The sequence below is a fragment of the Hyphococcus sp. D3-15 genome, assembly GCF_055809375.1.
In genome coordinates, this window is sequence record NZ_CM147910.1 from 2,687,563 (window position 1) to 2,710,448 (window position 22,886).

A 22,886-nucleotide genomic window follows, 5' to 3' on the forward strand; every position below is an offset into this window, starting at 1 on the left:
CTCCCGTGCGGGAGCCGACCTTAGACCACCGCCGCGTCAAACGGCAGCGCAATCTTGGCGAGTTGAGCGGCCTGCCATTCCAGATCGCCGCCATCGCCATACAACGGACGGTCGATTTTGTGCCCCATCAGCCGAGCCCGCAGTTCTGAATCGAGATCGCCTTCGGTCATACGCTTTTCGAAACTATGTCGCAGGCAATAGGCCGAATGGCGATCACTAGGGAGCAACTCTCTGGCTTTCAGATATTTGCCCACATAGGCCGACCAGGCGTCGGTCTTGTCGCGGTAATTCGGAAAACCCAGCGGATGCGCCGCAAACACGGCGAGCGAAACCCCCGTTAACGGAATCTGCCGCTCCGAAGCCTCGGCCTTGACTTCGCGTCGATCGTCGCCGTCGCGCGCCGCGATGATGATATGCGGAACCTTGGCGTCGATACGGATGGCGTCGGGCAGCAGGTTTGCAATCTCTGACGGCCGTGCGCCGGTTTCAATTATTGCGAGAAAGATGCCGCGCGCTTCGTCATTCATTGCGGCCAGGCGGTCGCCCTTCAGAAATTTGTCGCGGATCCATTTCGTAGGGAATGGCGGGCGGCGGCGCTTCTTATCGCGTCCAAAATTCAGATTGCGGAAGGGGTTGGCGATGTCGGTCCTGTCGACCCATTTTGCATAGGCGTTAAACAGCGCTCGCATATTGCCGAAATCTCGCACCGCCGTATTCGGCAGCACCTCCTTTTTTCAATCCGGCCCTGCCACCATTGCCAATAGGCTTTCGCATCGGCGCGCGTCAGTTCGAAAATAGGCTTGTCGCGCCCCACCGCCGCCAGGAAGTTTTTCAGGGCGCGCTGCTTGAAATAGAGCCATTGCGCATATTGGCCGTCGCTTTTCGTTCGCTTCTGGCTGGCTTCTATTTCGTTGATATATATGTCCATGGCTTGCGAGACGGTGACCACAGGCGCGGTCGCCGTCCCCACCAGCGCCGCATAGTCGATCGGCGCGGCGCCGCCGCCGCCGACTTCCTCAAGGCGCGCAAGGCGGGCCCATATTTCGCCGAGGGGCGCGTTCTGCGCGAGATCGGCGACGGGCCGGTAATCGAAGCCGAGCGCTGCTGCGCGCGCTGTGGCGGCCTTGTATCGGGCCGTCGCGGCGGCAACCTCGTCGCCAGCGGTCAGGGCCGCCCACAGTTCATTGTCAGCCGCCTCCTGGGCATCGCGGCGCAGTCGAGCCGTGGCGAGATCGCCGGTATGCAGCGAACACTTCACCATCCGCCGGCCGTCAAGCGCCTGGAAGCGTTCGGGGACGTAACGCTGATAGCGGAATCCGCCATCGGTTCGATTATCAAGATAGCGATCTTCGCGGCGCCTGGGTTTCTTGTGTTTCACCATGGAAGCGCGCTCCGAAAAATCCAGGCCCATTTACCCCGGTGTTTGCCCCGGTATTTACCCCGAAAATTGAAAGGACGGCAAGGGATGAGCTGGTCCCAACCGGCATATTTACGACAATTCAAGGAGTTAGAAGAAACGGGGACAGGTGGCGGCGGTGCGCTCCGGCAGCACCATTTTCCACCTCGCAGCCCCCGTGGGGCAGGCTAACCGCTTAAGCATGCCAGCGCCGGTCGCAGCGCGTTGAAAATTTACGGCATCATTTTTTCAATAGGCAGAACAAGAATCGCACTCGCGCCGAGCTTTTTCAATTCCTCAAGCGTGTCCCAGAACACGCTTTCCCGGCACACGGCGTGAATGGCCACTTTGTCCGGGTCGCCAGCCAATTCCAGCACAGTTGGAGAATCCGCCCCCGGCAAAAACTCCATGATGGCCGGAAGAGCGGCGCGCGGCGCATTCATCATGATGTATTTGGCGTCCCGCGAGGTCTGCACGCCATTGATGCGTTTCAGGAGCGCTTCGTACACCGCTTGCTTTTCCGCCGAAAAAGCCTTGCGATTGCGGATCAGGATCGCCTCGGAGTCAAATACAGTCGCGACCGGCTTCAATCCATTGGCGTCGAGCGTGGCCCCGGTTGAAACGATATCGCAAACCGCATCGGCGATCTTGAGTCGCGGCGCGACCTCAACCGACCCCTTCATCATCACGGCCTTGGCGTTGACGCCTTCGCGCGCCAGCCAATCGCGCGTCAGCGCCGGATAGGACGTGGCGATACGCTTTCCTTCGAGCATCGAGGCGCCGTTAAAGGTCCATTCCTTCGGCGCCGCCAGCATCAGGCGGCATCCGGCAAACCCCAATGGCATCACCTGTTCAGCGGGCTCTTCATGTGTGTTGTTCAGAAGTTCCTCCTGAAAAACATTCTGCCCGACAATCCCGATATCGCAGGCGTCATCTGCAACAAACTCAGGAATATCGTCATCGCGCAAAAGCAGCACATCAACCGGCAATTCCTGCACTCGCCCATAAAGCCTGTCGCGGCCGCGCGAGATCGTCAGGCCGCAATTCTTCAAAAGCTCGAAACTGCCATCGGACAGCCGGCCGGATTTCTGGATGGCGATGCGCAATCTGTGTTGGTCACTCATGTCGTCTTTCTCTTCTTTTGAAGGCGGTCAAGAACAAGGCGGTAACCCTGATGGTCTTCTTCGCGCAAAAATCTGGCGACGCGCGCGATCGTGGTCGTCGAGGCGCCGGTGGCTGCTGCAATCTCGCGATAGGAGTGGTCGCCCTCATCCAGCATCCGTGCGATGCGCCAACGCTCAGCGAAGGATTCAAGCTCTCCGGGGGTCGCAAGGTCGCGCAGGAAGCGCGCCGCCTCCTCAGCACCCTTCAGCAGTGAAAACACCTCGAAAAGCGCCTTCTCGTCTTCTATCCGAAGGGATTTGACATCTTTTTTTGCCGGACCCTTCACTGGGAAACCCGCTCCTGCGATCTGATGGTCTGGCCATCGCCAGCCGTTGTACTGTGTTAACACGCTAATACAATCGAAATCTGCGATGTCAACCGCTTGCGACGCCATGAAAAACGGGGACCCGTCGCGAGTCCCCGTTTCAATTCACTTGTTATGTTGGACGCTACTCCGCCGGCAGCCGGTCCTTGAAGTCAGGCAATGCGGATAGCTGAGCACGAACGGAGGCAAGGTCGCCGACAACGGCCAGGCTCATATCACCAACCTGCAACTGCTCGACGGCAGCCGCCTGAACGGCTTCCGGCGTCAACGCTTCAACCGTTGGCACATAGTTTTCAAGATACTCAACTCCGAGATCATGGAGATTTACGAAGGCTAATCTTCCGGCGACACCGCCCCGCGATGCCAGTTGAAGGACGAAGATGCCGTTCAGATAGTTCTTGATCCCGCGCAGTTCGGCATCCGGCGGCGGCGCATCCTGAAGGCCGCGTATCTCCTTGACGATCTCAGCAATTGCCGGTCCGGTCGCCTCGCTGGTGATATCGGCGTTTTGGCGCCAATAAGCGGCGTTGCGCTCGAGGCTGACCGCTGAATTGGGCGAATAGGTGTAGCCTTTGTCTTCACGGATGTTGCGCGTAATCCGCGACGAGAAATAGCCGCCCAGAATGGTGTCCGCTGCCTCAAGGTCCAGAGAAGAATCAACCGGCGGGACGCGTTTGCCGAGCCTGATAGTGGATTGAACCGCACCGGGCCGGTCCACCAGCGCAATTGTCGGTTCCGCCGGCATGTCTGGCGTCAGCTCCAATGGCGCAGCGCCGCTTTCCCATTTCTGGAAATGCTTTTTGATCGCCTTGCGAACCGCACGACGATTGAATTGGCCGACCACGTAAATATGCGCGCGCTGGGCGCCGAAATTCGCCGCGTGAAACGCTTTGGCGTCATCCAATGTCAGCGCGCCAAAGGCTTCTGCATCCGGCAAAACGGCGCGGGCATAAGGGTGGTTTGGATAGATCGCCTGGGTGAACGCATTCTGCGCCAGCGATCCTGGCTGCGTCGCGGAGATGGAGATGTTCCGCAACATGTTTTGCTGAATACGATCGAACTCTCCTTCCGGAAAATTCGGTCGCTGAAGAATGCCTGCGATTAGCGCAACGGCATCAGGCACGCTGTCACTGAGCACATCCATGCTCACTGTCGTCCGGTCGAGGCCGACACCGATATTTGCATCCCCGCCCATCAGGGCGGCCTCCAGCGCTATCTCGGAGGCGGTCTTGCCGTCCGAGCCCTCGCCCATCATGTCCGCCGTCAAATCGGATAACCAGGGCGTCTCGCCATCGTTAAGATTGCCGACCTGAATGGTCGCCATCACATAGGTTTTCGGCACACGGCCAAACGGCACCAAGGTCACCTCCATGCCGTTGCGAAGCGAATAGGTTTCCACGGCAGGCAGGTTAAAGCCGCGAGGCTCCGATCCCGGCGGCGGCGTTTCCTTTTCTTGAGCATGAGATGAAAACGACAGCATCGCAGCGGATGCGACGACTGAGGCAAGCATCAGAAATTTTTTCATGTCTTTCTCTCCCGCCCTTAATTACCGGCGCCAGGTTTCAACACCACGACGGACCGATTGGTCGGGCGCAGATATTCTCTCGCGGTTTCACGGATCAGTTCCGGCGTCACCACATCGAACTCATCTTCAAGCCGGTTGATGCGGCCAGGGTCATCATCAAACAATGCAAAGGCAGCGAGCAGATCCACCAGGCCAATGCGGTTGCCGTCGCCAACGACGTCATAGAAGCTTGAACGCATCTTCGTCATCGCGCGGTCAAACTCTTCATCACTGACGAGATTGGTTTGCAGATCTTCAACAATGCCGTCGAGCTCTGCGATAATTTCGTCGGCGGAGTTCTTTGGGTCATGAACCATAAAGGCCGACCAGAGAATTGGACCGTTGTAATTATACGCATTCCCGAGCGGCCAGTTGACGCCGCCGGGCACGCTTGAAGTGAATCCCTTCTCCTGCACCATTTTCTGATACAGGCGGCTGTCATCGCCATTGGTGAGGATCGCATCGATCATCTGCATGGCGAACCACTCCGGCGTACCGCGGTCAGGCACATGATAGGCCCAGCCGATGGCCGGACGCGGCGCCAGCTTGTCGGTCTTTTCGAGGCGCTTTTCCTCCTCCTGACGCGGTTCGGAAATGTCCGGAAAAACCAGATTGTCGGATGCCGGAATATCACCGAAATATTTCTCGATCCAAGCCAGCGTTTCTGCAGGGTCGATATCTCCGGCGACAACTACGACAGCGTTATTTGGCGCATAGAATTCTTCAAAAAACTGCTGCACGTCTTCCAGCGTCGCATTGTCGAGATCTTCAAGATCGCCGTAGAAATTGTGCGCGTTGAACCAGTTCTCGTTTGCAAGCTGCGGCAGGTCTAGCCACGGGAACCCGCCATATGGCTGGTTGAGGACGTTGACCTTGACCTCGTTCTTCACCACGCCTTGCTGATTGGTGAGATTGTCCTGCGTAATATCAAGGCCGCGCATTCTGTCCGCTTCGGCCCAGATGAAGGTTTCGGTCTTGTGCGAGGGCACCACTTCAAAATAGTTGGTGAAGTCAAATCGGGTCGAGCCGTTCAAAACCCCGCCATTCGAATTGACCAGATTGATGAATTCAGCCTTGCCGAGATTTTTCGATCCCTGAAACATCATGTGTTCGAACAGATGCGCAAAGCCAGTGCGGTCACGCGGTTCGATCCGGAAGCCGATGCCATAATAGACGGCGATGGTGCTGGTGGGCACGGCGTGGTCCTCTGAGAGGACGACTTTCAGCCCATTGTCCAGCGTGTGGTACTCAACCGGCGTCTCGAACTCTGCCGCTTGCGCGCCGGTTATAGTCGCCAGCCCCGAGGCCAGCCCTGTCGCCGCAGCGACGGCCGCCACGCCAAGGCGTTTGAAGAATTTCATTGAATCACCCCTGTCGTTTCGTGTAGCGGCCAGCTTAACCATAGCGACGCCCCACCCCAAGGCCGGAACGCCGCCAGGGGCGCGGAAATCAGCCGAAACGAGGCCCCGGTGAGACCGACGCCTCCGTAGCGCCGATTTAGGGTGCGAAATGGCTCAAAAAGCCCCGAATTACGCGCTTGCGGTCCATCCTGCTTTCCTCTATAGACCGCCGCTCAATTAGGAATTCTCCGCCGCTGCGGGAGCCCGAAACGAGGCTCGCCGCTCCGGCGGCTTTTGCACGAAGGACGCCGAGACCATGGCACAGACAGACATTTTTCATTGTGAACCTCGCCAGCGGACCGGTACGGGCGGAGCCCAGGCGGCGCGGCGTGAAGGCTGGGTGCCTGGCGTGCTTTATGGCGGCGGCGTGGACCCTGTGGCGATCAGCCTCAAGTCGAATGAGGTAAACAAGGCGTTTCTCAGCGGCCGCCTGCTCGCACACCTCGCCAAGATCGATGTTCCCGGCGAAGAAGGCCAGCAGCCGGTCATCGCGCGTGACGTTCAGGTGCATCCGGTCAAGGGCTTTCCGGTCCATGTGGATCTGATGCGCGTCGATGAAAAGACCCGCATCAATGTCGATGTGCAGGTTCGCTTCATCAATGAAGAAGATTCGCCGGGCCTCAAAAAAGGCGGCGTCTTGAACGTCGTGCGCCACGCGGTCGAAGTTTACGCTCCGGCGACGGCGATCCCGGAAGTGTTCGAAATCGACGTCACCGGCCTTGATGTTGGCGACGGCATCCACGGCTCCGCGATCTCTCTGCCTGAAGGCGTGACCTTTACGATTACGGATCGTGACTTCACGATTGCGACCATCGCCGCACCGTCTGCCCTTCGTTCTGCTGATGATGGCGACGAGGAAGCTTCCGCTGAAGGCGAAGAAGACAAAGAAGAAGGTGATAAAGAGGAGTAATCCCCTCCTCTTTTATTCACCACGGCCCCCGACCATCTGGAGCGCGTGATGCTGCTTCTTGTAGGTCTTGGCAATCCTGGCGAAAAATACGCCCGTCACCGGCACAATGTCGGCTTTATGGCCGTGGACGCCATTGCCGATGCAAAAGGCTTTGGACTGGCGCGCGCCAAATTCCAGGGGCAGTTGCGCGAGGGCGTGATTGGCGGCGAAAAGGCGCTGATCCTCAAGCCGCAGACCTATATGAATGATTCCGGCCAGTCGGTCGGCGAGGCAGCGCGGTTCTACAAGATTGACCCTGCCGAGGTCATCGTTTTCTACGACGAGCTCGATCTCGCGCCAGGCAAGCTTAAAATAAAGACCGGCGGCGGCGCGGCGGGCCATAACGGCATCCGCTCCATCGATTCGCATATCGGCAACGGCTTCAAACGGGTGCGGATCGGCATCGGCCATCCGGGCGACAAAGCCCGCGTCACCGGTCATGTGCTTGGCGACTTCGCCAAGGCCGATCAGGACTGGCTTGAGCCGATGCTCGCCGCCATCGCCAGCGAAGCGGACTTTCTGGCTGATGCAAATGAAAATCGCTTTGCGACCGCCATCGCCCAACGACTCGCGCCTGAGCGTCCAAAGAAAAAACCACCCGCGCCCAAGCCTGCCGCGAGCGCAGATGAAAACACATCCTCAGCCCCGGAATCGGAGTTGAACCCTTTTGCAGAAGCGTTCAGGAAAAGACGCGACGACGATCAATAGAAAGCACGCGACATGGGTTTTAAATGCGGCATTGTCGGTTTGCCGAATGTGGGCAAGTCCACGCTTTTCAATGCGCTCACCAAGACAGCGGCGGCGCAGGCCGCGAACTATCCGTTCTGCACGATTGAGCCGAATGTGGGCGACGTCGCGGTGCCCGAACCGCGCCTGAAGCAATTGGCCGAGATCGCCGGTTCAAAAGAAATCATTCCCGCACGGATGCAGTTCGTCGACATTGCAGGCCTGGTTAAAGGCGCCTCGAAAGGCGAAGGCCTCGGCAATCAATTTCTCGCCAATATCCGTGAAGTCGATGCCGTGGTTTATGTGCTGCGCTGTTTCGATGATGACGACATCACGCATGTTTCGAACAAGATCGACCCGATTTCTGATTTTGAAACGGCCGAAACGGAACTGATGCTCGCCGATCTCGAAAGTCTTGAGAAGCGGCGCGCCAATCTTGAGAAAAAAGCCAAGGGCCAGGACAAGGAAGCGAAAGCTCAGATCGTTCTTGTCGATCTCGCGCTTGAACAATTGCGCGATGGCAACCCCGCGCGCAACGCGGACATTGCCGATGATGACAAAAAGGCGTGGAGCGGCCTGCAATTGCTGACCTCAAAGCCGGTTCTGTTTGTCGCGAATGTGGATGAAGCCTCCGCCGCTGAAGGCAATGACTATTCACGCCATGTTGAGCAATGCGCTGCAAAGGAAGGCGCTGCGGCTGTGGTCATCTCCGCCAAGATCGAATCTGAGCTGGCGCAACTCGCCGATGAAGAACAGGCTGAATATTTGGAAACCATCGGCCTGCAGGAGCCCGGCCTCAACCGCCTGATCAGCACTGGCTTCGATTTGCTCGGTCTGCAGACCTATTTCACCGTGGGGCCAAAAGAAGCGCGCGCCTGGACCGTAAGACGCGGCGCCACAGCGCCGCAAGCGGCCGGCGTCATTCACACGGATTTTGAAAAAGGCTTCATCCGCGCCGAAACGATTGCGTTTGACGACTATGTCGCCCTGAAGGGCGAGCAAGGCGCCAAAGAAGCAGGAAAAATGCGCCTTGAGGGCAAGGAATATGTGGTCCGCGACGGCGATGTCATGCATTTCCGCTTCAACACTTAAGCGCCTTTCTTAACCTTTTATTCAGCATGTTTTTACGCGCGCTTAAGTCGAACTCACTATAGTTCGGCCTTATGAGTGTTGTAGAGCCAATAGATCGCCGCAAGGCGCAGCGCTTTCACGCAGCGTTCGATGTCCGGTTCTCCGTCAATGGCGGACCGGAAGTCCTCAGCGACACCCTGAATTTCACCTCCCGCAGCCTCGCCATCAGAAGCGACGCCGCCGTACAGACCGGCGATGTTGTCGATGTGCGGTTTGGCGGCCTGCCCGACATAAAAGGCGAAGTGGTCCGGGTATTTCCGGAAGGCTTCGCCGTTGTGCTTAGCAACGCATCACTCGAGATGATGACGCGCGGCCATGCGCCGGCAACCGAGGCGCAAACCGATCACGATATGGGCCTCAGCGTGACCAGTCCGTTCATCAGGGTTGCGTCCAGCTTTCCTGCCCGCGCGCTGATTTCATCCGGACAGGACTTCGAGCCGGGCTTTAACCGCCACCTTCTGTCGATCATTACCGCAGACCCGGCGATGCTCGAAAACATCAACACTGTCTGGATCGGCGCCCATGGAACGCGCTGGATCGCCAGCGCCTTGCGCTTTGAACGCCGCAATAATCGCGGCGTCGCCGTCATGGCGCTGAATGACTGGCAGACCCATATGGGCGCGGCTTATGGGCTGAAGCTCTCGATCATCAGCGAAGAGATGAGCGAATGGACAGTGGAGATCGCCGCCGACCCGATCGCAGCGCATCTTGAAACGCTGCATCCGGAGCAATTTGCAGTCAACGCGTAAACAAACGGCCCGCTACCGCGTCCAGCTTCTTCACCATTTCCGGATCGCGCGCCGTCGGCGCCGTAATCACCGCCATATCCAGCATAGTTTCTATCCCCAGGGGCGATGAAGCGCGCACGGGGCCCAGTCGCCGCGTGAGATCGGAAACCATTCGCGCTGCATTGGCGGTGTTTTGCTTGAGCGTCTCGAGAATCAGTCCGACCTCCACCGGCCCGTCCTGCTCGCGCCAGCCATCATAGTCGGTCACCATCGCCGCTGTCGCGTAAGGAAGCTCCGCCTCCCTCGCAAGTTTGGCTTCCGGCATGTTGGTCATGCCTATCACATCGCAGCCCCAGGACCGATAGAGATGCGATTCAGCGCGTGATGAAAATTGCGGGCCGTCAATCGCGATATAGGTTCCGCCGCGCCGCACCGGAATGTTGAGCGCCTTGCAGGATGCCTCCATCGCATCGCCCAGCGCCGGACAGACAGGGTCAGCCATGGATACATGGGCGACAAAGCCTGGCCCGAAAAAACTTTTCTCGCGCTGGCTGGTGCGGTCAATGAACTGGTCGACGACGACAAACGTTCCCGGCGAAAGCTCCTCGCGAAACGAGCCGCAAGCGGAGACCGAAATCAGATCCGTGACGCCGACGCGCTTCATCGCATCTATATTTGCGCGGTAGTTCACCTGAGATGGCGGTAACTTATGCCCCGCCCCGTGACGAGCGAGGAATACGACGTCTACGCCGTGGAGCTTGCCGCGCGTCAGGGCGTCCGACGGCGCGCCCCAAGGCGTATCGATGTCGATCCGCTCCGCGCCCTCAAGCGCATCCATCGAATAGACCCCAGAGCCGCCGATAAAGCCGAGAACGCGTTTGTGGTCCGCCATGTCTTCCTCAAATAAAAACGGCGGCGCAGTCTATGCGCCGCCGTCTTCAATTCAAAATCGCAAATCCGTCAGATCTATTTCTTCAGATTCGCCCAGATTTTGCGGTAAGACCAGTAGAGGATGATCGCGAGGATGATCAGATAGATGATCGTCATCACGCCGAGCGACTTGCGCGCTTCGAGTTTCGGCTCAGCCGCCCACATCAAGAACTCAACGACATCCGTGGCGTATTGATCCACCGTTTGCGGGCTGCCATCGCCATATTCGATAATGCCGTCAGCGAGCGGCGGCGCCATGGCGAGCACGCCGCCCAGCGGCACCTCAACACCGTCCACCACATGGCCGTCATGCACGAATTCCGGCTTCAACGCCTGAGACATGTCGCCATGGAAGTATGGGTTGTAATGCTGGCCCGGTGCGATCTCGACCGTCGCCGGCACGTCTTCATAGCCGGTCAGCAGGCTGTAGACATAGTCCGCACCGCTGTGACGCGCCTTGATGATCAGCGACAGATCCGGCGGCAACGCATTGTTGTTCGCCAAACGCGCAAGCACTTCGTTGGCGTAAGGCCCCGGAATGCGGTCAGACGGCACGGCGGGACGTGTGAACATGTCGCCGCTGTCATCCGGACCATCCGCAACCTGGTATTTGTAGTTCGACGCGAGCGCTTTCACGATCGGATTGTCGTTAGGGTTCGAGCAGTCGACTGAATCCGGAATGCCCGCAGGGCAAGAGTCGAGATGGAACGGCCCGCCCTTTTGCCCAAGATTGCGGAACGAAACCAGCTCGAGCCCATGGCAGTTCGAGCACACCGTTTCGTACACCTGATAGCCGCGTTGCAGCGCGTCTTTATCAAATGTCCCGAAAGGCCCCGAAAAGTGCCAGTGCTGCTCATGCGGGTGTTTTGCTTTGCCGCTGGCGGCCAGCGCCGCCGAGTGCCCAGCAAAGACCGCAACGAGTGCGACCATCAAGGTGCGGAAGGTGATCATGCGTTTCATCGGTTGACGGTCCCCTATTCCGCGGCCGCAGGCGCGCCGGGCGCGGCGGAGGTTTCTACTTTCGGTGTCTTAGGCAGCACTGATTCAGCGATCGAGCGCGGCAGCGGTTTCGGCGTCTCCAAAATGCCCAGCAAAGGCAGGATGATCAGGAAGAAGCCGAAATAATACGCCGTGCAGATTTGTGCCCACATGACATAGACGCCTTCCGCCGGTTTGCCGCCGAGCCAGCCCAGAACCAGGCAGACAATGACGAACAGCACAAACCACAGCTTCGCAATCGGGCGGTAGCGCATGGAGCGTACTTTCGACGTGTCGAGCCAGGGCAGCACGAACAAGATCAGGATCGATGAGAACATTGCAATGACGCCGCCCAGTTTCGACGAGATCGGGCCGATATCAAAGGTGATGGCGCGCAAGATCGCGTAGAATGGCAGGTAGTACCATTCGGGCACGATCGACGCCGGCGTCGAAAGCGGGTTCGCTTCGATATAATTGTCTGCGTGGCCAAGGCTGTTCGGATTAAAGAACACGAAGGCGGCGAACAGGATCAGGAAGACCACGATCGCGAACCCGTCCTTCACCGTATAATACGGGTGGAACGGCACTGTGTCTTTCTTGACGTCTTTCACTTCGACGCCAGCCGGGTTGTTGTTGCCGGAAGTGTGGAACGCCCAGATGTGGAGCGCCACCACGCCAAAGATCGCGAAAGGCAGCAGGTAGTGCAGCGAGAAGAACCGGTTCAGCGTTGGGTTATCGACTGAGAAGCCGCCCCAAAGCAGCGTACGGATCGATTCACCGACAACCGGGATCGCCGAGAACAGGTTGGTGATAACCGTCGCGCCCCAATAGGACATCTGGCCCCATGGGAGCACATATCCGAGGAAGCCCGTCGCCATCATCAGAAGATAGATCACAACGCCGAGCATCCAGACGACTTCGCGCGGCTCTTTATATGATCCGTAATACAGTCCCCGGAACATGTGGATATAGACCGCGATGAAGAACATCGACGCGCCATTGGCGTGCACATAACGGAACAGCCAGCCATAATTCACATCGCGCATGATGTGTTCGACGCTGGCGAAGGCCATCGACGTATGCGGCGTGTAATGCATGGCGAGAATGATGCCGGTGATAATCTGGATCACCAGACATACGGCGAGGATCGCGCCGAAAGTCCACCAATAGTTGAGGTTTTTCGGAGTCGGGAAATCCATGAAATCCGCACTCATGCGGATGATTGGCAGGCGCCGGTCCAGCCATTTCTCGATGCCGGTTGAAGGCGTGTAAGTGGAAGCGTGGCTCATTGTTTCTCGCTCTCCTAGCCGATTTTTACGACTGTGTCGGAAACGAACTGGTAAGACGGCACGGGAAGATTCTCCGGCGCCGGTCCTTTGCGAATGCGGCCTGCAATATCGTAATGCGACCCATGGCAGGGACAGAACCAGCCATTGTAGTCGCCGCGATTTTCGCCGGCGCTGGTGCCGAGTGGAATGCAGCCGAGATGGGTGCAGACACCGACAAGGATCAACCATTCCGGACGCGCGACACCATCGGATGCGGTAACGCGCGCATCATCGGTCGCCTCGTCCTTGCCGCCAATATTGTCGTTGCGCGCAACGCCGTCTTTCAACGCGGAGACCGGCGTGGCTTCGCCTTCCTTGATCTCCTCGGCGGTCCGGTGACGAATGAAGACAGGTTTGCCCTGCCACATCACCTTGATCGCCTGGCCGGCCGGCACAGAGGCCAGATCAACCTCTTTGGTCGACAGCGCCAGCACCGAAGCGTCTGGGTTCATCTGGTCAACCAGCGGCCACAGCACAGCGCCCGCACCTGCGGCGGCGGTGGCTATGCCAAAAATATGAATAAAGTCGCGGCGGGTCGGTTCGCCGTTTTCGCTCACGTCGGATGTCGTCATGGCCCTCGTCGCCTTTGGAAGGATGCGCCCCAAAACAGTAGAATCGCGGGGGTGTTTGGCATGTCCTATGTACAAAGTCTAGGCGAGGAAGCGCTGCGGCCTAGCGTCGCGACAGGGCTAGGACAGAAGGGGAAAACTATGCAAAAACAGCCCCATGCGCCTAGCTCTCTATCAACCGGATATACCCCAAAATGTCGGCGCGGCGATTCGCGCCGCGGCCTGTTTCGGGGCCCGAATGGATGTCATTGAGCCTTGCGGCTTTCCCCTTGATTCGCGCCAGGTGCGCCGGGTGGCCATGGATTACGGGGCTGCGGCGGGTCCGACGGCCCATTCGAGCTGGGAAAAATTCCTGGAAACCCTTGGCGATTCGCGCCTTTTGCTGCTGACAACCCGGGCTGAGCAAACGCTTTGGGATTTCGACTTTAAAAGCGATGACGTGATCTTAATGGGACGAGAGAGCGCCGGGGCGCCGGAGGAAGTCCACGCCCGGGCTGATGCGCGGCTGAAAGTGCCCTTGGCGCCCGGAGCGCGTTCGCTCAATGTCTCCGTCGCGGCGGCGGTGACTCTGGCCGAAGCGCGACGGCAGATTGGCTGGGAATAAACATGACGGACCTCGAAAATAAGAAACAAACCGCCAGAGCCTGGTTCGAAAAACTGCGCGACCAGATCTGCGCCAGTTTTGAAAAACTCGAAGCCGAGGCCGGGCCGCCTTACGCCGGCATGGAGCCTGGCCGGTTCGAGCTGACCCCGTGGGAGCGCGGGCCGGAGCAAGGCGGCGGCGTCATGGGCATTCTCCATAGCCGCGTCTTTGAAAAAGCCGGCATCCACGTCTCTACGGTTCATGGGGAATTCTCCGAAGAATTCCGCAAGCAAATTCCGGGTGCGGAGGAAGATCCGCGCTTCTGGGCGTCGGGCATTTCGCTGATCGCCCATCCGCGCAACCCGCACGCGCCCGCCGCGCATATGAACACGCGCATGATCGTGACGACGAAAAGCTGGTTCGGCGGCGGCGGCGATCTCAACCCGATGCATCCCGCCTATCGCAGCGAAACCCATGAAGACACGCAGATCTTTCACGCCGCCATGAAAACCGCATGCGACGCGCATGACGAGGCGTATTTTCCGAAATACAAAAAATGGTGCGACGATTATTTCTATCTTCCGCATCGCAAAGAGCCGCGCGGCGTAGGCGGCATTTTCTATGACCGTCATAATAGCGGCGACTGGGACAAGGATTTCGCCTTCACCAAGGATGTGGGCCGCGCCTTTCGTGAAATCTATCCGGCGCTTGTCGCCAAACGAATGGATCAGCCCTGGACGGATGACGACCGGGAGAAGCAGTTGATCCAGCGCGGGCGCTACGCGGAGTTCAACCTGCTTTATGATCGCGGCACGACCTTTGGCCTGAAGACCGGCGGCAATGTGGACTCCATTCTTTCGTCGCTGCCGCCGGAAGCAAAATGGCCGTAAGGTCTCCTTTGATTTTGCTGCGCGCCCTCGCCGCTCTGGCGCTCGCCATTTTTTTTGCGCCCGCCGCCTTTGCATCCGGCGCGCTCAATATCGGCGTTCAACTGGAGCCGCCCAATCTTGATCCGACCAGCGGCGCCGCCGCTGCAATTGACGAGATTGTCTACGCCAATCTGTTTGAGGGGCTGACGCGCATCAATGAAGACGGCTCCGTGTCGCCGTTGCTTGCGGAAAGCTGGACCGTATCTGCAGATGGGCGCATCTACGACTTTGTCCTGCGCAAGAACGTCGCCTTTCACGATGGAACCCTGTTCGACGCAGCGGATGTAGTGTTTACGCTGAACCGCGCCCGCGCGCCCGGCTCCACCAACGCACAGCGGCCGATATTTGAAATGATCGAGAGCGTGACGGCGACAGACAGTCACCGGGTGCGCATCACGCTGAAGGAACCGCTTGGCGCCTTTGCGACCTATCTCGGCTGGGGCGATGCTGTCATCGTTGCGCCTGAGAGCGCCGCAACAAATGCGAGCAACCCGGTCGGCACCGGGCCGTTCAAATTTCAACGGTGGCGCAAGGGCGCTTCGGCGACATTGATCCGCAATGACGCCTATTGGGGGGCGCATCCTGCGCTCGATCAAATCAATTTTATTTTCATTCCCGATCCGACGGCCGCCTTCGCTGCGCTCATGGCCGGCGACGTTGACGGTTTTCCAAATTACCCGGCAGCGGAAAATCTTGGCCTCATTGCGCGCGACAATCGCTTCAACATCATCACCGGAACAAGCGAAGGCGAAATGATTCTCGCCATCAACAATGGCGAACCGCCCTTCGATGACATCCGCGTGCGCCGCGCCCTCAACCACGCCGTGAATAAACGCGCCGTGATCGAGGCGGGCCTGTTCGGTTTCGGGGTTCCTATCGGCAGTCACTTTCCTCCGCACCACCCCGCCTATGAAGACCTGACGGACCTGTACGCTTATGACCCTTCCGAGGCGCGGCGCCTGCTTGCCGAAGCCGGTTACCCTGATGGGTTCAAAACAACGCTCGCCCTGCCCCCGCCCGCTTATGCGCGCCGCGGCGGCGAAGTGATTGCGGCGGAACTGGAAGCCGTTGGGATCAAAGTCGAAATCCGCAATATTGAGTGGGCGCAATGGCTCGATCAGGTCTTCGCCAACAAGAATTACGACCTCACCATCGTTTCCCACACAGAGCCTCTCGACATCGAGATTTACGCCCGCGACGACTATTACTTCCAATATAGTAGTGACGGTTTCAAACGGGTCATTGCTGACTTGCGCGGCGAGAGTGATCCGGCGCGGCGCGATGCGCTTTATCGGCAAGCCCAGAAGATTATTGCTGACGATGCGGTGAATGTGTTCATCGCGTCCGGTCCGAAAGTCGCGGTCTGGTCGAAGGACGTCACTGGCGTGTGGGCGAATGCGCCGCTTCAGGCAAACGATCTCACCAAGGCGGATGTCACAGGGCGTGCCGCCATCGCACCGGACGAGCAGCGCACCGTGAAAACCATGCCGCTCTGGCCTATTTTTGTTTTCATCGCCGGCGCATTCGCCGTCGTCGCCATATTCGCGAAGGCCAGCCCGGCGTTTCTTGCAAATCGCGCACTGTCCATGGCGCTGACGCTTTTTGCGGCCTCGCTTGTAATATTCTTGCTTATCGAAGTCGCGCCCGGCGATCCGGCCGCCTTCATGATGGGTCTGAACGCCGATCCCGCTGCGGTCGCAGCCCTTAAGGCCGAACTTGGCCTCAACAAATCACTGCTCGCACGCTATGGCGATTGGATCGGCGGCATTCTTACGGGCGATTTCGGCGTCAGCTATACCTATCGCACGCCCGTCGCCGAACTCATGGCGGAACGCATTTGGGTTTCCCTACCGCTGGCGCTCATGGCTTTCGCCATCTCCACTGCTATCGGCATTCCCGCAGGACTCGCCGCCGCCGCATGGCGCAATCGCGCCGGCGGAAAAACGATCGTCGCGGCCGCGCAAGCGGGCGTCGCCATTCCGAATTTCTGGCTCGCCATATTGCTGGTGATGGTTTTCGCCGTCTCTCTGCGATGGTTTTCCGCAGGCGGCTTTCCCGGCTGGGACGCAGGATTTTTTCTGGCGCTAAAAGCGCTTTTCCTGCCCGCCGTAGCGCTTGCCCTGCCGCAAGCGGCGATCCTCACGCAGATCATGCGCTCATCGACAATCGAAACCCTGCGCGAAGACTATATTCGAACCGCCCGGGCGAAAGGTTTGACGCGCCGCGAAACACTGACCAGTCACGCTCTGCGCAACGCCCTGATCCCGGTGCTGACCATTCTCGGCCTGCAATTTGCGTTTTTGCTCGCGGGCGGCGTCATCATCGAAAATGTATTCTACTTGCCGGGGCTCGGGCGCATGGTGTTTCAAGCCATCGCCCAACGCGACCTCATCGTCGTGGAAAGCGTCGTCATGGTGCTGGTGTTTGCTGTCGTCGCCATCGCATTTCTCGTCGACCTCGCCTACGCCATTGTCGATCCGCGCCTGAACGGGGGCAGGCAATGAACATGCGCGCCATCATTACCTCGCTACGGTCGGATGCCGGCCTGGCGACCGGCGTTGCCCTCGTCGCATTGTTTGTCCTGATGGGGATCCTTTCCTTCTTTTGGGCGCCGCATGCGGTCACCGCGCTTGATGTCGACGCCAGGCTGTCGGCGCCATCCCTCAATCACTGGCTTGGCGCCAATCATCTCGGGCGCGATGTTTTCTCCATGATCATGGTTGGCGCGCGGACATCCATCACCGTGGCGCTGGTGGCTGTCGGCATGGGCATGCTCATTGGCGTGCCGCTCGGCTTGCTGGCGGCGGCGACGCGCGGGATTGTCGAAGACGCCGTGATGCGAATGAGCGATGTGGTCTTTGCTTTTCCCGCGCTTATTTTGGCTATTCTCATCACCGCCGTGTATGGCCCAGGCGCGATCAATGCGATCATTGCTATCGGCATTTTCAACATTCCGGTGTTTGCGCGTCTCACCAGAGGCTCGGCGCTGCCGATCTGGACGCGGGGTTATGTGTTGAGCGCCCGGACCGCCGGAAAGAACCGCTTCCGGATATCGCTTGAACACGTCCTGCCGAATATCACGCCTGTGCTGATCGTGCAGGCGACCGTGCAGTTCTCGCTGGCCGTGCTCGCGGAGGCGGCGCTCTCTTATGTGGGCCTCGGCGCGCAGCCGCCCGCACCGAGCTGGGGTCGCATGTTGGCGGAGAGCCAGACCATGGTCAGCTTCGCGCCATGGCTCGCCATCTTTCCGGGCCTGGCAATTTTTCTTTTCGTTTTCGGCCTCAATCTTTTAGGCGACGGATTGCGCCGCCGGTTCGACCCTCACCGCATAGTGGGGGCGATGTGAGCGAAGCGTTAGCGATCAAAAACCTCTCTTTGCGGATCGGCGATGCGCAAATTCTCTCAGGCGTGAGCTTGTCCTTGAACAAGGGCGAGATCACCGGACTGATTGGCCGGTCCGGATCGGGCAAGTCGATGACGGCGCTAGCCATGATCGGGTTGGCGCCGGGCGCGGCGGAGATTTCAGGCGAAATCCTCATTGACGGCGACAATGTGCTGGCTATGCGCGAAAGCGCCAAATGCGACTTGCGCGGGCGCAAGATCGCCATGGTGTTTCAGGAGCCGATGACGGCGCTCAACCCGTTGCAGAGCATCGGCGCGCAGGTCGCGGAGACCTTTCTCGCTCATGAAAAGATCACTCGCGGCGAGGCGATGGAGAGAGCAAAGGCCGCACTCGCTCGCGCAGGCCTTCCCGCCGCTGAGGTTTCTCCCGACAAGCGCCCGCATGAGCTTTCCGGCGGACAGCGCCAGCGCGCCGTCATCGCCATTGCTATCGCGATGCGCCCGAAAGTGCTGATCGCGGACGAGCCCACCACCGCCCTCGACGTCACCACACAGGCGGAAATTCTCGATCTTTTGAAAACGCTGGCAAAAGAAGAGGGCTGCGCGCTTCTTCTCATTACGCATGATTTGGCCGTCGTCTCTCATATTTCCGACCGTATCGCCGTGATGAAAGAAGGCCGTATTGTCGCCAATGAAAGCGCCGATGATTTTTACGCAAATGCATCTGCCTCTCTGGCGAAGGAATTCATTCCGGCGCGGGTGAAACGCGGCGCTTCCGAACGCACGCCCGGCGAGACCGCGCTCATCGCAGAAAATCTTTGCTGCGATTACGTCAATGCGCGCCATTCCCTGTTCGCCAAGCCAACCGTGTTTCGCGCCGTGCGCAACGCCAATTTCCAGATTTCAAAAGGCGAAACGCTGGGCCTGGTAGGTGAGTCCGGATGCGGCAAGTCCACGCTCGCAAAAGCCTTGCTTGGGTTGCATCCCCTTGCCGAAGGGCGCGCAACAATCGGCGGAGAAAGCTTCCCAGCACAAAATGAAACGGCGATGCGGCGTCTGCGCCGGAAAATCCAGATCGTTTTCCAGGACCCCTATTCCAGTTTCAATCCGCGACAGCGCATCGCCGAGATCCTCGCCGAACCATTTCACCTTTTCGATACGCCGCTGACAAACTCGCAAAAGCGGGAACGCGCCGCCGGCTTGATCGAAAGCGTCGGCCTGGCCGCCGATGCGCTCGACAAATACCCCCATGCCTTTTCCGGCGGCCAGCGCCAGCGCATCGCAATCGCCCGCGCCCTCGCCACCGATCCGGAGCTTATTGTGCTGGACGAGGCGACTTCAGCGCTCGACATCGCCTCTCGCAATCACATCCTCCAATTGCTGCAGACGCTCTCCGCGGCGCGCGGCGTTTCGTTCCTGTTCATCACCCATGATTTGTCCGTCATCCGCGATATCGCCGACAGGGTGTTGGTGATGAAGGATGGTGAAATCGTCGAAACAGGCGAAACTACGCGGATTTTCGCCGCCCCGGAAAACGACTATACAAAACGCCTGATTGCGGCGGCGCCTGTGATACGATGGCGAAACTCTGAAGAAACGCCGCACGCAGGATCGGACACTGGAAAGAATGGCTGAGCACATGTTTAAACCGGGCCCACGCAATCTGATCACCGATGTGGAGGGCATCTCTGTCGGCAATGCGACGGATGAAAAAGTCCAGACCGGAGTCACGGTGCTGCGCTGCGCCCATGCTTATGTCACCGCCGTCGATGTGCGCGGCGGCGCGCCGGGCACGCGCGAAACCGACGTGCTTTCATCTGAAAATCTCGTTGGCCGCGCCGATGCGATTGTGCTCACCGGCGGCTCTGTGTTCGGCCTCGCCGCCGCTGACGGCGCCGCCAGCGCGCTATCCGTTGACGGCGTCGGCCTGAAGCTGAGCGGCGCAGGGCCGGCGATCCCCATTGTTCCAGCGGCGGTGCTTCATGATTTGGCCAATGACGGCGACAAGGAATGGGGCGAAGCCCCGCCCTATCGCGATCTTGGCATGCAAGCCGTCCGAAGCGCCGGAGATGAATTTTCGCTTGGCGCTTCCGGCGCAGGGCGCGGCGCCATGGCGGGCATTGCAAAAGGCGGGCTCGGTTCCGCGTCGCTATTGCTGGAAAATGGCGTGACCGTAGGCGCGCTGGTCGCCGCCAATCCGGTAGGCTCTGTCTATATGGCGGATGGCGAAAACTTTCACGCCTGGCCCTATGAAATTGGCGATGAATTCGGCGGCCGCAAGCCTCCGACATCGCGGGAGCATGCTGAACCCTTCCCGGACAAATCGCGGCTGCATATGCGTATCGAAGCGGGAACCAACACCACCATCGCCATCGTCGCCACCAATGCGGACCTCACTAATGTGGAGGCCAAACGCATCGCCATGATGGCCCATGACGGCATCGCACGCGCAGTGCGTCCCGCGCATACAGCCTTTGACGGCGATATTGTTTTCGCAGTGGCGACCGCGAAAAAGGAACTGCCGTCCGATCCGCCGCCCCTGCGCCATGGTCTGGTCGCGCGCATCGGCGCCGCGGCGGCTGACTGTCTCACCCGCGCCATCGCCCGCGCCGTTTACGAAGCGCAGAGTTAACTAAACGTCGCGACTGGCGGCGGCCCGGTCCTTGAATATGCTTAACCCGGATCGGGAATTTTCCCGTATTGAACCGGCGTCAGGCCCATGCGCGATCTTATTTTGCTCAGTTTTACGGCGCTCTGCCTCATGGCCGCCCTGCGCCACCCTTTCGCCGGTCTGCTGACCTGGGCGTGGTTTACCTTGCTGACCCCGCATCAGGCCGCCTATGGCGTCTATGGCGTTCCGCTGAACGTGATCATCGCAGGGGTCACCATGGCGGCGTATGTATTCTCCGGCGAGATCGCAAAGTTCCGCCTCGATCCGATTTCAGCGCTGATCATTTTATTCGCCGGTTGGCTGACCATCGCACAAGCCTTCTCGCTCGATCCGGCCAACTCCGCACCCTATTACGACCGCTTTATCAAGACGCTTCTATTCATCGTGCTGTGCGCTCAAATGGCAGGCGGCAAGCTGCGCTTCAACGCGCTGGTCTGGACCATTGTCGCCTGCATCGGATTTCTCGCCGCGAAAGGCGCGCTGTTCACCCTTGTCACGCTCGGCCAGTTCCATGTGCAAGGCCTGCCCAACACGGTGCTCGAAGACAATAATCATTTCGGCATCGCCATCGCATCGATCCTGCCGCTCATCCTCTATCTGCGCGCCGAAGCTTCCCGGCCGATCATCCGCCAGAGTTTGCTGGTGCTTTTTGGCCTCTCCATCATTGCGATCATCGGCACGCAATCGCGCGGCGCGTTTCTCGCGCTCATCGCCTTTGCCGGGTTCTTCTGGATTCGGGCCAGACACAAATTCACGATCCTTGCGGGTCTTGCGCTGATCATGGTTCCGACCATCGCCTTCATGCCGGCCAAATGGACCGACCGCATGAGCACGATCAGCAAAGCGACAGAGGATGCGTCCTTCATGGGGCGGGTCGACGCCTGGGTCATCAATACCAAGCTCGCCATCGAACACCCCGTCACCGGCGCTGGACTGCGAAACTCCTATCAAAAAGAGATCGCCCAATCAGTTGATCTTGACCGAGCCGAACGAGCGAAGGCGGCGCACAGCATCTATTTCGAAGTGCTGGGCGGCGCCGGTTTTGTCGGGCTTGCCATCTATCTGGCGCTCTTTTCCACCGCGTTCTTTTCTGCGTGGCGGATTTATCTCTCCCGCGCCAGTCAGCAGATCGCGCCGTGGAAATGGCGTTTCGCCTATTACGCGCAAATGTCGATATTCGTATTCGCCGTCGGCGGCGCATCCGTTTCGCTTGAAATGTGGGATGGGTATCTGATCGTCATTGCGCTCGTCGCCGCCCTCACAAAACTCACCGCAGGCGAGCGCAAATCCGAAGGTCATGCGCTTGCTGCTGCGCGGTCGCGAAACTGGCGCGGACGCAAAAGGCTCAGAGAAATTCTGGAGCAGTCGACGGCAGGGCAAGCTTAGAACAGTGCGCCTCAGTCAGAACCGGCATAGGCCGCGCCGCCCGGCGCCTGAAGCTTTCCGCCGCCTTGTGTCCATGGCCATGTGGCTCAAATGAATGATGCGCTTCGCCGGGCGCATTCGCATCGGGGCAGTCTTCGCCAATCTCGACCTGAATAGTCGAATGGTGAATGTCGTAGCGCTCTTCAAGAAACGCTTTTGCAGCGGACAATGCGCTTGCCGCATCGCTCGCGTCACTAACACAGGCATGCAGCGTCAAACGCGGTTGCTCGGGCGTGATTTGCGATATCTGAATATTGTGCACGCCTGTTATTTGCGGTGCGGCGGCGATCAAGCCGGACTTCAATTCTTCGCGGTCGATATCCAGCGGCGCGCCTTCAAGCAGGATGTGCCCGGTCTCGCGCATGAGCCGGAGCGCGGAGATGCCGATCAACACAGCGACGGCGATCGACAACACCGGATCGATTGCGACCCAGCCGGTGGCGCCGATTATCAGCGCTGCAACAATAGCGGCCGCTGATCCGAGCAGGTCGCTCACCACATGCAACATGGCGCCGCGCATATTGAGGTTACGCTCTTCCGGACGGTGAAGGATAAAGAACGCGACAACATTGGCGATGAAACCGACAATCGCGACCCAGAGCATCAATTGCGTATCGATTTCGACCGGATCCATAAAACGGCGCACCGCCTCGAACACGATCCAGACAAGCAGGATCGCCAGCAAGACGCCGTTCACGAATGCGGCGAGCACCTGCGTTCGGCGATAACCGAAATGCAAACGCAGAAT

Annotated in this window: 22 protein-coding genes; 11 read left to right on the forward strand and 11 right to left on the reverse strand. The window is 59.1% G+C overall.

The features are described 5' to 3' along the window. Positions 1-20: 20 nt before the first annotated feature. The 6 genes from AC0L8G_RS13405 to AC0L8G_RS13430 all read right to left on the reverse strand — a co-directional run bounded on the left by AC0L8G_RS13405 (position 21) and on the right by AC0L8G_RS13430 (position 5,810). On the reverse strand, positions 21-689 hold the full coding sequence (locus AC0L8G_RS13405; protein ID WP_473388945.1) for a site-specific integrase: 669 nt from the start codon (positions 687-689) through the stop codon (positions 21-23). Continuing rightward, complete coding sequence (locus AC0L8G_RS13410) at positions 617-1,381, reverse strand: DUF6538 domain-containing protein (protein WP_473384686.1); 765 nt, start codon at positions 1,379-1,381, stop codon at positions 617-619. The genes AC0L8G_RS13405 and AC0L8G_RS13410 overlap by 73 nt, the downstream gene beginning before the upstream one ends. Before the next feature lie 248 nt (positions 1,382-1,629). Beyond that, positions 1,630-2,520 carry an ATP phosphoribosyltransferase gene (gene hisG, locus AC0L8G_RS13415; RefSeq protein ID WP_473384687.1) on the reverse strand — a complete coding sequence of 297 codons (891 nt, stop codon included), beginning with the start codon at positions 2,518-2,520 and terminating at the stop codon, positions 1,630-1,632. Beyond that, positions 2,517-2,954 (reverse strand): YerC/YecD family TrpR-related protein, encoded by a 438-nt coding sequence (locus AC0L8G_RS13420; RefSeq protein WP_473384688.1) that lies wholly within the window; start codon positions 2,952-2,954, stop codon positions 2,517-2,519. The genes hisG and AC0L8G_RS13420 overlap by 4 nt, the downstream gene beginning before the upstream one ends. A 55-nt stretch (positions 2,955-3,009) precedes the next feature. Next, positions 3,010-4,410, reverse strand: a complete 1,401-nt coding sequence (locus AC0L8G_RS13425; RefSeq protein WP_473384689.1) for a M16 family metallopeptidase — start codon at positions 4,408-4,410, stop codon at positions 3,010-3,012. A gap of 17 nt (positions 4,411-4,427) precedes the next feature. Continuing rightward, positions 4,428-5,810 (reverse strand): M16 family metallopeptidase, encoded by a 1,383-nt coding sequence (locus AC0L8G_RS13430; protein WP_473384690.1) that lies wholly within the window; start codon positions 5,808-5,810, stop codon positions 4,428-4,430. A 295-nt stretch (positions 5,811-6,105) separates the two neighbouring features. On the opposite strand from AC0L8G_RS13430, the gene AC0L8G_RS13435 reads away from it, so the two are divergent. From AC0L8G_RS13435 to AC0L8G_RS13450, 4 genes are all read left to right on the forward strand, one after another. Continuing rightward, entirely contained in the window at positions 6,106-6,759 is a 654-nt protein-coding gene (locus AC0L8G_RS13435) for a 50S ribosomal protein L25/general stress protein Ctc (RefSeq protein WP_473384691.1), read from the forward strand. Positions 6,760-6,807: 48 nt separating this feature from the next. After that, positions 6,808-7,506 (forward strand): aminoacyl-tRNA hydrolase, encoded by a 699-nt coding sequence (gene pth / locus AC0L8G_RS13440; protein ID WP_473384692.1) that lies wholly within the window; start codon positions 6,808-6,810, stop codon positions 7,504-7,506. A gap of 12 nt (positions 7,507-7,518) precedes the next feature. Continuing rightward, the gene (gene ychF, locus AC0L8G_RS13445) at positions 7,519-8,616 is read left to right on the forward strand and encodes a redox-regulated ATPase YchF (RefSeq protein ID WP_473384693.1); all 1,098 of its coding nucleotides are present in this window, start codon (positions 7,519-7,521) and stop codon (positions 8,614-8,616) included. A gap of 71 nt (positions 8,617-8,687) precedes the next feature. Continuing rightward, positions 8,688-9,404 (forward strand): hypothetical protein, encoded by a 717-nt coding sequence (locus AC0L8G_RS13450; RefSeq protein ID WP_473384694.1) that lies wholly within the window; start codon positions 8,688-8,690, stop codon positions 9,402-9,404. On the opposite strand, the gene AC0L8G_RS13455 is transcribed toward AC0L8G_RS13450, so the two are convergent. The 4 genes from AC0L8G_RS13455 to petA form a co-directional block, all read right to left on the reverse strand. Next, a complete protein-coding gene (locus AC0L8G_RS13455; RefSeq protein ID WP_473384695.1) occupies positions 9,394-10,275 on the reverse strand; it encodes an S-methyl-5'-thioadenosine phosphorylase in 882 nt (293 codons plus the stop codon). The genes AC0L8G_RS13450 and AC0L8G_RS13455 overlap by 11 nt on opposite strands. Positions 10,276-10,349: 74 nt before the next feature. Then, positions 10,350-11,273 carry a cytochrome c1 gene (locus AC0L8G_RS13460; RefSeq protein ID WP_473384696.1) on the reverse strand — a complete coding sequence of 308 codons (924 nt, stop codon included), beginning with the start codon at positions 11,271-11,273 and terminating at the stop codon, positions 10,350-10,352. 14 nt (positions 11,274-11,287) lie between these two features. Continuing rightward, complete coding sequence (locus AC0L8G_RS13465; protein WP_473384697.1) at positions 11,288-12,580, reverse strand: cytochrome b; 1,293 nt, start codon at positions 12,578-12,580, stop codon at positions 11,288-11,290. Positions 12,581-12,594: 14 nt separating this feature from the next. Further along, positions 12,595-13,191, reverse strand: coding sequence for a ubiquinol-cytochrome c reductase iron-sulfur subunit (petA, locus tag AC0L8G_RS13470; RefSeq protein ID WP_473384698.1), 597 nt, complete (start codon positions 13,189-13,191; stop codon positions 12,595-12,597). 154 nt (positions 13,192-13,345) lie between these two features. Here petA and AC0L8G_RS13475 point away from each other — a divergent pair, with 154 nt between their 5' ends. From AC0L8G_RS13475 to AC0L8G_RS13505, 7 genes are all read left to right on the forward strand, one after another. Next, positions 13,346-13,792, forward strand: coding sequence for a tRNA (cytidine(34)-2'-O)-methyltransferase (locus tag AC0L8G_RS13475; protein WP_473384699.1), 447 nt, complete (start codon positions 13,346-13,348; stop codon positions 13,790-13,792). Between the two features lie 2 nt (positions 13,793-13,794). Continuing rightward, positions 13,795-14,661: an oxygen-dependent coproporphyrinogen oxidase gene (gene hemF, locus AC0L8G_RS13480; protein ID WP_473384700.1), complete on the forward strand. Its 867-nt coding sequence runs from the start codon at positions 13,795-13,797 to the stop codon at positions 14,659-14,661. Continuing rightward, positions 14,652-17,204: an ABC transporter substrate-binding protein gene (locus AC0L8G_RS13485; RefSeq protein ID WP_473384701.1), complete on the forward strand. Its 2,553-nt coding sequence runs from the start codon at positions 14,652-14,654 to the stop codon at positions 17,202-17,204. The genes hemF and AC0L8G_RS13485 overlap by 10 nt, the downstream gene beginning before the upstream one ends. A 2-nt stretch (positions 17,205-17,206) precedes the next feature. After that, positions 17,207-18,046 carry an ABC transporter permease gene (locus AC0L8G_RS13490; RefSeq protein WP_473384702.1) on the forward strand — a complete coding sequence of 280 codons (840 nt, stop codon included), beginning with the start codon at positions 17,207-17,209 and terminating at the stop codon, positions 18,044-18,046. Further along, positions 18,043-19,677: a dipeptide ABC transporter ATP-binding protein gene (locus AC0L8G_RS13495; RefSeq protein WP_473384703.1), complete on the forward strand. Its 1,635-nt coding sequence runs from the start codon at positions 18,043-18,045 to the stop codon at positions 19,675-19,677. Before AC0L8G_RS13490 ends, AC0L8G_RS13495 begins: the two co-directional genes overlap by 4 nt. A gap of 4 nt (positions 19,678-19,681) precedes the next feature. Next, on the forward strand, positions 19,682-20,674 hold the full coding sequence (locus tag AC0L8G_RS13500; RefSeq protein WP_473384704.1) for a P1 family peptidase: 993 nt from the start codon (positions 19,682-19,684) through the stop codon (positions 20,672-20,674). An 87-nt stretch (positions 20,675-20,761) separates the two neighbouring features. Next, positions 20,762-22,099, forward strand: coding sequence for a putative O-glycosylation ligase, exosortase A system-associated (locus AC0L8G_RS13505; protein ID WP_473384705.1), 1,338 nt, complete (start codon positions 20,762-20,764; stop codon positions 22,097-22,099). Here AC0L8G_RS13505 and AC0L8G_RS13510 read toward each other — a convergent pair. After that, positions 22,059-22,877, reverse strand: a complete 819-nt coding sequence (locus AC0L8G_RS13510) for a cation diffusion facilitator family transporter (RefSeq protein ID WP_473384706.1) — start codon at positions 22,875-22,877, stop codon at positions 22,059-22,061. The two genes, AC0L8G_RS13505 and AC0L8G_RS13510, sit on opposite strands and share 41 nt — an antisense overlap. Positions 22,878-22,886: the final 9 nt, after the last annotated feature.